Source organism: Sorangium sp. So ce590 (assembly GCF_051521365.1).
Lineage (GTDB): Bacteria > Myxococcota_A > Polyangia > Polyangiales > Polyangiaceae > Sorangium.
On the sequence record NZ_CP150346.1, the window covers coordinates 5734762 to 5745355 of the forward strand.

General features: G+C 69.9%; 8 protein-coding genes. 3 read left to right on the forward strand and 5 right to left on the reverse strand.

The genetic code is table 11. From position 1 onward, the window contains the following. Positions 1 to 138 precede the first annotated feature (138 nt). On the reverse strand, positions 139 to 918 hold the full coding sequence (locus tag WMF28_RS21295) for an energy transducer TonB (RefSeq protein WP_437604093.1): 780 nt from the start codon (positions 916 to 918) through the stop codon (positions 139 to 141). 267 nt (positions 919 to 1185) lie between these two features. Between WMF28_RS21295 and WMF28_RS21300 the strand changes: the two genes are divergently transcribed. Further along, on the forward strand, positions 1186 to 4383 hold the full coding sequence (locus tag WMF28_RS21300) for a TonB-dependent receptor (protein ID WP_437604094.1): 3198 nt from the start codon (positions 1186 to 1188) through the stop codon (positions 4381 to 4383). Between the two features lie 30 nt (positions 4384 to 4413). Further along, positions 4414 to 5400, forward strand: coding sequence for a hypothetical protein (locus WMF28_RS21305; protein ID WP_437604095.1), 987 nt, complete (start codon positions 4414 to 4416; stop codon positions 5398 to 5400). A gap of 91 nt (positions 5401 to 5491) precedes the next feature. On the opposite strand, the gene WMF28_RS21310 is transcribed toward WMF28_RS21305, so the two are convergent. The 3 genes from WMF28_RS21310 to WMF28_RS21320 all read right to left on the reverse strand — a co-directional run bounded on the left by WMF28_RS21310 (position 5492) and on the right by WMF28_RS21320 (position 8513). Beyond that, positions 5492 to 6793 (reverse strand): hypothetical protein, encoded by a 1302-nt coding sequence (locus tag WMF28_RS21310; protein ID WP_437604096.1) that lies wholly within the window; start codon positions 6791 to 6793, stop codon positions 5492 to 5494. A 66-nt stretch (positions 6794 to 6859) separates the two neighbouring features. After that, positions 6860 to 7525: a class I SAM-dependent methyltransferase gene (locus tag WMF28_RS21315; RefSeq protein WP_437604097.1), complete on the reverse strand. Its 666-nt coding sequence runs from the start codon at positions 7523 to 7525 to the stop codon at positions 6860 to 6862. Positions 7526 to 7535: 10 nt separating this feature from the next. Next, a complete protein-coding gene (locus tag WMF28_RS21320; RefSeq protein WP_437604098.1) occupies positions 7536 to 8513 on the reverse strand; it encodes an NAD-dependent epimerase/dehydratase family protein in 978 nt (325 codons plus the stop codon). Between the two features lie 87 nt (positions 8514 to 8600). Between WMF28_RS21320 and WMF28_RS21325 the strand changes: the two genes are divergently transcribed. Then, the gene (locus tag WMF28_RS21325) at positions 8601 to 9527 is read left to right on the forward strand and encodes a lysophospholipid acyltransferase family protein (protein ID WP_437604099.1); all 927 of its coding nucleotides are present in this window, start codon (positions 8601 to 8603) and stop codon (positions 9525 to 9527) included. 68 nt (positions 9528 to 9595) lie between these two features. Here WMF28_RS21325 and WMF28_RS21330 read toward each other — a convergent pair whose 3' ends face one another. Continuing rightward, positions 9596 to 10570: a S66 peptidase family protein gene (locus WMF28_RS21330; protein ID WP_437604100.1), complete on the reverse strand. Its 975-nt coding sequence runs from the start codon at positions 10568 to 10570 to the stop codon at positions 9596 to 9598. Positions 10571 to 10594 lie beyond the last annotated feature (24 nt).

The following is a 10594-nucleotide window of genomic DNA, read 5'->3' on the forward strand; positions in this document are numbered from 1 at the left end:
TGTCGTGATGGTTTTGGCTAGGCTGGATCAGCGCCTCTCGACGCCGTAGCGAACTCGACAGTACCTCCGAGCGGACCTACCTCGTACCCTTCTCTACTACGTGCCGAGCCCGTTCAACAACACCCCCGGGCCCGGCGGTCAAGGGAGCTTGAGCCGGATGTTGAACACGTAGTCGACCGAGACGGGGCGCCCCTGGTACATCACCGGGGTGTAGCGACGGCCCGAGAGCGCATCGAGGATCGCCTTGTCCATGTGGGGCAGTGATTTGACCATGCGGCACTGGGTCAGGGCGCCGTCGACCTTGATGACGCACTTGACAATCGCGAGCCCCTCCACCCGCGCGGCGAGCGCCTCGCGCGTGTACTGCGGATCTCGCCCCGAGGTCATCGTCGGCCGGCTCATCCCGGCGCCGAACGGCAGCACAACGTTTTGCGGCGGCGCCGTGCTGCCCAGCTGACCGCCGAGCTGGCCGCCCAGCGTACCGCCGATCTGCCCGCCGACCTGGCCGCCGACGGTCCCGCCTGCAACGCCGCCCTCGACGCCACCCTCGACGCCGCCCGGCTGCTCCGGCGCCTCCTCCCTGGGCGGCTCCGGCTCAGGCGCCTTGGCCTTGGGCTTCTCCGGCATGTCGTAGATGGTGTCAGGTGTCTTGACAGGCTTCGGCTGCTCGATGCGCTCCACCTTCGGCGGGCGCTTCGCGCCGCCTCCCGGCGGCGGCGGCGGCGGCGGAGGTGGCGGCGGCGGCGGCGGCGCGGCGAAGAAGGTGACCTCGACGTCCTTCTGCTTCTCGACCCCAGGGCGCGCGGCCAGCCCGAGGATCGCCGCCGCGATCGCCGCGTGGGCGACGATGGAGAGCGCTGCGCCCGTCCCTAGACGCCCCTGGGTGGCGGTGGCGCGGCCGAGTACCGAGTCGAACATGGGCGGTCGTAACTCCTAGAACTCGAGCTGTTCTTCGATAGGGAGACGCCGTGTGGAAGCGTGCGGCGCCTACCCGGAGTGTACAAGCGAGCAAGTACTACAAAAAAGTCTATTGTCTCGCGCGATTCCTGTCTAGGGTGAGGAGGGACTCGAGGGGCCTACACTTCTGGAGGGAATTCCGTGAAGTTTCTCGAAAAGAGGATGAAACACGGAGCGCGCTCACCACGTGCACCGTTGGGGATGTGGGCGGCATTGGTGCTGCTCGCCATGACTTTGTTGACCGCGGTGCCGGCGCTCGCGCAGACGGGCAACAGCGTTCTGATCGGACGGGTAATCGACGCCTCGAGCAAAGCGCCCGTCGCCGATGTGGTCGTGACGGCGACCTCACCCGCGCTGCAAGGGGAGCAGCTCGTGGTCACGGACGGCACAGGCCAGTACCGTATCCCGAACCTGCCTCCAGGCGACTACACACTCCGCCTGGAGAAGGAGTCGTTCAAGCCGTACGCGCGCGGCGGAATCGCGGTCCGCTCCGGGACGACCCTCCGGGTCAATGTCGAGCTGCTGCCGGAGGCGCTGAAGGCGGAGGAGATCGTCGTCGTCGGCCGCGCGCCGACGGTCGACGTCGGCTCGAGCACGGTGGGCCAGAGCATCACGGAGGACTTCACGCGGCGCATCGCCGTGGCGCCCCCGACGGGGAAGGGCGCGGCGTCGCGCTCGTTCGAATCGATCGCCGCGACCACGCCCGGCGCGCAGACGGACGAGTACGGGACGTCCATCGCCGGCACGTCCTCGCCCGAGAACCAGTACGTGATCGACGGCCTCTCGGTGAACGACCCGGCGTACGGGATCATCGGCACGCCGCTCACCATGGAGTTCATCAAGGAGGTCAACGTGATCGCCGGCGGGTACATGCCCGAGTTCGGCCGCGCGACCGGAGGCGTCCTCGACGTCATCACGAAGAGCGGAGGCAACAGGTTCCAGGGCTCGGTCTTCTTCAACATCACGCCCGGCGCCACCGAGGGGAAGCTCAAGGAGGTCCGCCGCCAAGGCGCCACCGTCCAGACGGACACGCGCCTGTCGTCCATCCGCGACTACGGCTTCGAGGTCGGCGGCCCCATCCTGAAGGACAAGCTCTGGTTCTTCGCGGGCGCCGCTGTCGCGTTCAAGAGCCACGAGCTGGAGCGCAACCTGTTCGCCACGCGCTACGACCGCGACACCTTCGAGACGGTGACGGATCCCGAGACGGGGCTCAACGTCCTCGACCGGCTGCCGGGCACGCAGAGCTTCTACCGCGCCGAGGAGCAGACGCTGCAGTACCTCGGCAAGCTGACCTACCAGATCGACCCGGATCACAGCATCGCGCTCTCGGTCTACGGATCGCCGTCCTCCTCCGGCGGCAACGGCAACTTCGGGTACGACCCGCAGCAGGGCATCGTCGAGGTGGCCAACATCGCCGGCACGTACAACGCGATGGCGCACGAGTACGTGGCGTCATCGAACGACGTCGCGCTGAAGTGGGCATCGGCGTTCAACAACAAGACCCTGCTGCTCGACGCGACGCTCGGCTGGCACAGCCAGCGCAGCGCGCGGCTGCCCTCGGACGGCTCGGAGCTCGGGACGAACGAGGGCCTGGCGGGCAGGCCCTTCGTGGGCTTCGGGAAGTACGACCCCTACCGGCACTCGATCGGCGAATTCGAGCGGCTCTCGCCCGAGGCCCGGCAGATGTGCAGGTGGCTGAGCCGGCGGACCGGCGAGCTCGACGAGAACGGAAGAGAGCTCTCCGAGACCCACGATCCGTGCGCGCTGAACACGTACAGGAAAGGCGGCCCTGACTTTCTCGACGACGCCTCGCTCAACCGCTTCCAGCTCAAGGCGATGGTGACGAGCATCTTCGAGGCGCTCGGTCACCACGTCGTCAAGGCCGGCATCGACGGCGAGATCACGACGTACAAGCACATCAAGGCGTACGCGGGCGGCACCAGCTACCAGGAAGAGGGAGACTGGGACGCCTTCCACGACGAGCGACAGCTCGGCTTCCTGACCGGTCCGGATGGCCTGGCGACCGGCCCCGGCGCCAGGGACTACGTGATCCAGGACAAGATCACGGTGACGTCGCTCGGGGCGACGATCGGCGCGTTCGTGCAGGACAGCTGGAGCATCCTCGACCAGGTGACGTTGAACGTCGGAATGCGCTACGACGCGCAGTACCTGTACGCCAGCGACGGCAAGCTCGGGCTGGCGCTCGCGAACCAGTGGTCCCCGCGCGTGGGCGTCGTCTACGACATCACGCAGCAGGGCCGGTCGAAGGTGTTCGCGAACTACGCACGGTACTACGAGAGCGTCCCCCTCGACATGATGGATCGCGCGTTCGGCGACGAGCGGAACGTCCGCTCTTACCACGTCAAGGGCGACGACGGCTGTAACCCCGAGGATCCCGTGGACGCGAAGGGCTATGGCGAAGGGCAGTGCCGGGGCGACGCGAACCGGCCCGAGATCATGGGGAGCCACGATCCGAACCGGTCATGGTACACGATCGGCGGCGGCAAGTCCCCTGTGGATCCGGACATCGCGCCGCAGTCGTCCGACGAGCTCGTGGTCGGCGGCGAGTACGAGATCATCGCGAACGGGCGGATCGGCGCGACGTACACGAAGCGCTGGATGAACAACGTCATCGAGGACATGAGCCGGGACGAGGCGAACACCTACTTCATCGGCAACCCCGGGAAGGGGATCGCGAAGGACTTCCCCGAGGCGAGGCGCGACTACGACGCGGTGACCCTCTATTTCCAGAAGGCCTTCGCCGACCTGTGGCTCGCCCAGGCGAGCTACACGCTGTCCTACCTGCGCGGCAACTACTCGGGCCTCTTCAAGCCCGAGACGGACCAGCTCGATCCGAACATCAACTCGGAGTTCGATCTGGCCTCGCTCCTCGTCAACCGCGACGGGGCCCTGCCCGGCGACAACGCGCACGAGATCAAGATCTACGGCGCGAAGACGTTCGAGCTCCCGAAGAACATGCTCGTCGACCTCGGCCTCACGTACCGGTCCCGCTCGGGCGCCCCCATCGACTACTGGGGTTCGCACTACCTGTACAGCTACGACGAGGCGTTCATCCTGCCCCGCGGCTCCGGCGAGCGGCTGCCCTGGCAACACAACTTCGATGGCCACCTCGGCTATTCGGTCCGGCTCTCGAAGGACAGCCAGCTCACCGTCAGCATGGATGTCTTCAACATCTTCAACTTCCAGCAGATCGTCGCGGTGGACCAGCGCTACACGACGGCGAACGTGAACCCGTGCGTCGATGGAACGCCCGAGGATCTGGAATCGAGGCCCGGAAAATCGACGTGCGTGACCACCATGGACGGCCAGCCGCTCGCGGAGAACGCCAAGAACCCGAACTTCGGCAAGCCGACACAGTACCAGACGCCCCGGCAGTTCCGGTTCGGCGCGCGGGTCACGTTCTAGGCGCGGCGCGCCGGTGAAAGGAAGCAAGCGATGAAGAGGCGATGGCTTGTTGGGATGGCGGGGCTCGCGGCGCTCTCACCGCTCGCGGCGATGTCGCCGGGCTGCTCGCAGCCCAAGCCCGAATGCATGGTCGGCACCGCCAGCTATTACCCGTACGCGACGAAGTTCACGCTGATCGACGGGGATGCGGAGAGCCCCTGCGGTCGGAAGAATGGCACTGTCGAGCGCGTGGGGATGCAGACCTACAACCCGGACGCGAACGGCGACCAGATCCCCGATCGGGAGACGAAGCTCGTCGCGATCCAGACCGAGGAGTTCGGCGGCTGGTACCGCGGCGGCGCCACGATCGATCCGAACCCGGACCTGAACGCGTTCGCGATCGGAACCTTCGCGACCCTCCAGCCGGATGACAACGACATCTGCACGGTACCGTCGCTCGCCCCTGCCGAGGTGGTGGTGCTGCCCGCCGGCGAGGGCGGCGCCGGCGGCGAAGGCGGCGCCGGCGAAGGTGGCGCCGGCGGTGAAGGCGGCGCCGGCGAAGGCGGTGCTGGCGGCGCTGGCGAAGGCGGTGCTGGCGGCGCCGGCGAAGGCGGTGAAGGCGGCGCCGGCGAAGGCGGTGCTGGCGGCGCTGGCGAAGGCGGCGCTGGCGGCGCCGGCGAAGGCGGCGCTGGAGAGGACGGCGCCGGTGAAGGCGGCGAGCCGCCTCTGGAACCGGGATCGCGCAAGCTCGAGTGGAGCAATCTGCGCGTGTACGTGACGGCCGCCAACCTCGGGAATCAGTTCGAGGCGGAAGTCACGTATTCGGAAGAGAGCTGCACGGCGCGGTACAAGGTCGTCGGGCTCTGGCCGCTGGTCGCCTGTGGGAATGGCGGGAAACCCGATGACACGATCTGCCAGGACCCCCTCTCAGGCATCTCGCCGGAGCTCAAGGTGAAGTGCGCGGCGGTGGACCCCGCGCAGGAAGAGACCGATCACTTCTGCGTGCTCGACTCGGAGTCGATCCCCGCCTTCAAGTAGACAGCCCCGCGGGCGCGACGCCCATCGCCGCGCCCGCGCTGCTCCGGCTCCCCCTCCCCTCACCTCACCGGCGTCGTCCCTGAGCGCAGGCTCACGGCGCCGGCTTGCCCGCGATCCTCTCCAGCGCCGCGCAGCCGGCACCGCTCGCGATCTCGAGCGCGGCCGTGAGCGCGCACAGGCGCGTCGCCCGCCCGAGCGCGGCCGGATCGCCCGATACGATCGCCCGCTTGGCCTCGTGCACGGTGCGGAACGACAGCGTCGTCTGCGCGCGGGGGGGCAGCTCAGCGCGGCGCGCCGCGAGCACCTCGCCGAGCTTCGGGCCGGGATCGGCGGACGGCACCCACGTCCAGACCGACGCGATCAGGGCGTCCGCGAACGCCGCGCGCAGCTCGTCGCCGCCGCGCGCGCCGTCGCACGGGAGCGCAGGACCGGTCGGCCCGACGTCGGTGGCGAGGAGCCTCCGCTGCGCGATCCGCCGGAGCAGATCGTTGTTCACGCCGGCGAGCTTGCCGTCCTCCTCCGAGAACGCCCCCGCCTTGAACCGCACGGCGAGCGCGGCGCACTTCTCGTCGCGCTCCGCGCGCGCCTTCTCCTCGGCGCGCGCCTTCTCCTCGGCGCGCACCCGCTCCTCGCGCTCGCGCGCCTCCCGGGCCTCCACCGCGGCGCACTGCTCCATCCGCGCGGCCACGCGCCGCTGCTGCTCGCTCGCCGCCCGGCCGAGATCGCCCGACGCGATCTCGCGGACGGCGCACACCTCGGGGCGCGCGAGGAGCGCGTCGACGCGCGCGCGGGCGGTCTGGACCCGCACGATCACCGACAGCGCCGCCACGATGACGAGGGCCGAGACCGCGATCGACGCGAGCTTGCGGATCTGCCGGCGGCGGTACGCCTTGGCGAGCGCGCCGCCGCCGCTCTCGTCGAGCAGCTTGCGGCAGCGGCCGATCATCGTCTGCCAGGTCGCGATGTCGTCGGCGAGCGCCTGGAGCGGCTCCGCGAAAGGACGATCGCGCCGGACCTTGTTCGCCAGCCGCTCCAGGCACAGGCCGACGTCCGGCGCCTGGCCGTAGTCGGTCACCTCGGCGACCCCCTCGAGCAGCCCGCCGATGCGCCCCGCGTAGACGTCCCACGCGACAACGGCCTCGGTCTGGCTGTCGCCGAGCCGCTCGACCGCCTCGCGCACCTCGTCCATGGGGAGGAGGCGCTCGACGTCCTCCTTGCGGACGCCGGCGAGCTTCGCCGCGTGCTCGACGCCGCGCTGGAAGCCGCCGAGGAGCCCCTCGGGGGTGAGCGCACCGAGCCCCTCCGGCACCCTGCTGGCCTGAATGGACGCGCCGGCGTGGTGCAACGGCCCCATCGCGCAGGTCAGGAAGGCGCCCCCGAGCTTCACTTCCATTGCACCGTCGCCCTCTCTACCCCGGACGGCGCGGCGCGGAAAGGCTCGCCGCGTGTCCTCGGCGCATCATCGGCCGCTGCGCGGGGCCTCGAGATCCCAGAGGGCGTAGAGCACGTCGACGTCGTACTCGGTGTGTCGCCAGCCCGGGTGGAGGCGGTAGCTGCGCGGGAGCAGGCCCGAGCGCAGGATCGCGTCTGTCTGCTCGGCGAACGTGTAAAGATACATGCTCACGCCGGACAGCTCGGCGTCGGAGAGCGGGCGCGCGGCGCGCTCGTGCATCCGGACGTGCGGCCTGCGCTCGACGATGCTCACCAGCATCCGGCCGGAGGGACGCATCGCGCCGGCGAGGTTCGTGAGGGCGAGCGCGAGATCGTCGCAGAATTCCAGCGTTCCGAGCGCGAGCGCGACGTCGAACCGCCCCCACGAGCGGGGGATCGGGAGGTGGTAGTCGTGCCGGTGGTACGCGCCGTGGGGCCGCTTCTTGCGGGCGATCTCGAGCATGCCCTCGGCGATGTCGAAGCCGACGACGTCGACGGACGGCGGGAGATCGCGCGTGAGGTGGCCCGGACCGCAGCCCGCGTCGAGCACGCGGCCCCCCTCGGGGACGGCATCGCGCAGGAACGCGCGCACGGGCTTCTCGTAGTGCTGGATGTCCTTCCAGGTGGAGACGTAGTCGGGCGCGAAGTCCTCGTAATAGCCGACGAGCCGCTCGATCCGGGTCGATCGCTTCATGACGCGCCCTTCAGGTGATGTCGTCGACCGCCTGGACGGTCTCCTGGATGTCGTGCTGATGCGTGTGGCCGAGGATCTCGCGCGCGCGCCGGTCGTCGACCATGCACACGTAGCGGATGTGATCGAGCTCGGGGGCCGGGAACGAGGTCGCCCGGAACCGCCAGAGCCGCGGGATGATCGTCTGCATGACGAAGTGAGGGATCGCCGCGCGCGCCCGCCCGGTCATGTCGATGACGCGCGAGAGCGGCAGCGGCGCCGGGCCCGCGAGGTTGAAGATCCCGCGCACGCCGGGGCGGAGCGCCGCGGCGATCGCGGAGACAACGTCGTCCTGGTGAATGACCTGCACCATCGGATCGAAGCCGAGGAGCGTCGGGATGACGTTGAGCCGGAGGTAGTTCGACGGCGCGTTGCGCACGGAGCCGAGGATGTGGACCGGCCGGAGGACGACCGTCTCGGTCTGCGGGTGCTTCCAGAAGAACGACTGCGCCAGCATGTCGACCTCGATGAGGTCGCGGATCTCGCTGAACGAGGCGCCGCCGAGCAGCGGCGCGTCCTCGGTGATGAACTGCGGGTTGTCGGGGCGCGGCCCGTAGGCGTTCGCGCTGGACAGCACGATGAGCTTGGGCACGTCGTACTGCGCGACGAACTCGAGCAGCCGCTGGAAGCCTGCGAGGTTCCAGCTGTGGTGCTCCATCTGGCTGGCCCGCGGGTCGTGCATGACCCCGAGGTGGACCACCGCGGCGAGCTGCTCCTGGCGGAAGATGTCCTGGGTCTTCTTGCGGCGGATATCGATCTGGTGATGCTCGATGTCCTTGGGGCCCCCGTCGAAGCTGCGCCGGTCGACGCCGATCACGCGCCGCTCGCGGTGGAGGCGCCGCGCGAGCCGCCGTCCGAGACGACCGCAGATGCCGGTGATGAGGATCGGCCGGAGGGACGGATCCGTATCTGCGCCGGGGCGGCGGCCTCGACCGAGCATTCGTTCGCTCATCGGAGCGACGGTCGCTTCGAGGAGGCCGATGGTCAAGCCCTTCCTGCCGGTGCAGTCTCACGCGAGGTTTGCTATCGTCCCGCGCCCATGGCCAGCAGAACGACGCTCGCCAGGCTGAGCCACTTCGTCACCCACAGCGCGCTGCCGCTCGCGCGGGTCGGGGTCGACAGCCTGCGCGGCACGATCGACGACGCGACCATCCGGTTGCTCGGTCAGGATTTCGAGGATCGGCTGCGCCGGGTCGCGCTGCCGCACGCCGCCGACGGGGTGGACCCGTTCGGGCTCGACCGCGCGTGGGCGAAGTACGCGGTCGGGGTCGCGGCCTTCTTTCATCGCTTCTATTTCCGGACCGAGGTGTTCGGCATCGAGCGCGTCCCGACCGGACGGGTCCTCCTGATCGCCAACCACTCCGGCCAGCTCCCGTTCGACGGCCTGCTGATCGCGGCCTCGCTGTTCCTCGACGCCGAGCCGCCGCGCGTGATGCGGAGCATGGTCGAGAAGTGGACGCAGACCCTGCCGTTCGTGGCGACGTTCTTCTCGCGCGTGGGCCAGGTGGTCGGCGTGCCCGAGAACGCGCGGCGGCTGCTCGACATGGGCGCCGCGATCCTTGTGTTCCCGGAGGGGACGCGCGGGATCTCGAAGGGGTTCTCCAGCCGCTATCAGCTGCTCGACTTCGGGCTCGGGTTCATGCGGCTCGCGCTGGAGACCGACACGCCGATCGTGCCCATCGCGGTCGTCGGGGGCGAGGAACAGTACATCTCGCTCGGCAACCTCGAGTCGGTCTCGAAGGCGCTCGGGATGCCGACGTTCCCCATCATCCCTCAGGTGCTGATCCCCGGCGGCCAGATGCCGCTGCCGACCCGATACAGGATCTACTTCGGCGAGCCCATGACGTTCCAGGGCGATCCCGACGACGACGACGCGGTGATCCAGGAGAAGGTCGGCCTCGTGAAGGGCCGGATCCAGTCGATGCTGAACCGCGGGCTGAAGGAGCGGAAGAGCATCTTCTGGTGATCGCGTGATCGCGTGATCGCGTGATCGCGTGATCGCGTGATCGCGTGATCGCGTGATCCTGCGGGCGCTCAGGCGCCCGCCAGCGTGACCACGGCCTCGGGGCCGAGCGAGAGGACGCGCGCGCGACCGCCGAGGATGGCGGGCTCGTTGCGGAGGCCGTGGCCGATCGGCAGCCCGGCGACGACGGGGACCCCCAGCGGCAGCAGCCTGTCGCGGAGGACCTCGTCCACCGTGACGCCGTCCGGGCCTGGGTTGCACTGCTCGAAGTCGCCCAGGATCACCGCCGCGGCCGGCGCGAGGTGGCCGCCGACCTCCAGCGTCGCGAGCATGCGATCGATGCGGTAGGGCCGCTCGGTGACGTCCTCGATCACAAGGACGCACCCCTCCGGCACGCGGAGGCGGCCGGCCGCGGCGCAGGCGTGGAGCAGGGCCAGGTTGCCGCCGAAGAGCGGGCCCTCGGCGGCGCCGGCGCGCAGCGTGGCCAGGCCGTCGAAGCGGCGCTCGCCCAGCGGATCTTCGAGGGCGCGGATCAGCGCGGCGCGGGCGCGGGCATCGCCGCGGCCGAGCGCTGTGACGTGGGCGCCGTGGAGCGAGGCGACGCCCGCGCGCGTGGCCTCGACGTGGAGGGCCGTGACGTCGGAGAAGCCGACGATCCAGCGAGGGCGCTCGGCGAGGACGCTCCAGTCGAGCCGGTGGACGAACCGGTTCGCGCCGTAGCCGCCGCGGGCCGCGAAGATGGCGCGCACGTCGGGGTGCGACAGCGCGCGGACGAGCTCGTCCCTCCTCCGCGCGTCGCTGCCGGCCAGGTAACCGGTCCGCGCGAACATCCCGTGGCTGGAGGGCGCCGAGAGCGACGGCTCCCCGCCCCCGCGGCTGTCGCCGGCGAGCGGTGGACCTCCGCCGGTATCGAAGAGCACGCGGTAGCGCTGGGCGAGCCAGCCGAGGCCGACCCGCGCGAGGACGTGCTCGAACGGGCTGGAGGGGGCGATCACGGCGACGGTGTCGCCCGGTCGGAGCGCCGGGGGGAGGATCAGAGGGGGCATGTTTCCTCTGTGCCTCTGTGGCTC

Coding starts and splice junctions, on each gene's coding strand:
- WMF28_RS21295 (WP_437604093.1), bottom strand. CDS start 918: ATGTTCGACTCGGTACTCGGCCGCGCCACCGCCACCCAGGGGCGTCTA.
- WMF28_RS21300 (WP_437604094.1), top strand. CDS start 1,186: ATGACTTTGTTGACCGCGGTGCCGGCGCTCGCGCAGACGGGCAACAGC.
- WMF28_RS21305 (WP_437604095.1), top strand. CDS start 4,414: ATGAAGAGGCGATGGCTTGTTGGGATGGCGGGGCTCGCGGCGCTCTCA.
- WMF28_RS21310 (WP_437604096.1), bottom strand. CDS start 6,793: ATGGAAGTGAAGCTCGGGGGCGCCTTCCTGACCTGCGCGATGGGGCCG.
- WMF28_RS21315 (WP_437604097.1), bottom strand. CDS start 7,525: ATGAAGCGATCGACCCGGATCGAGCGGCTCGTCGGCTATTACGAGGAC.
- WMF28_RS21320 (WP_437604098.1), bottom strand. CDS start 8,513: ATGAGCGAACGAATGCTCGGTCGAGGCCGCCGCCCCGGCGCAGATACG.
- WMF28_RS21325 (WP_437604099.1), top strand. CDS start 8,601: ATGGCCAGCAGAACGACGCTCGCCAGGCTGAGCCACTTCGTCACCCAC.
- WMF28_RS21330 (WP_437604100.1), bottom strand. CDS start 10,570: ATGCCCCCTCTGATCCTCCCCCCGGCGCTCCGACCGGGCGACACCGTC.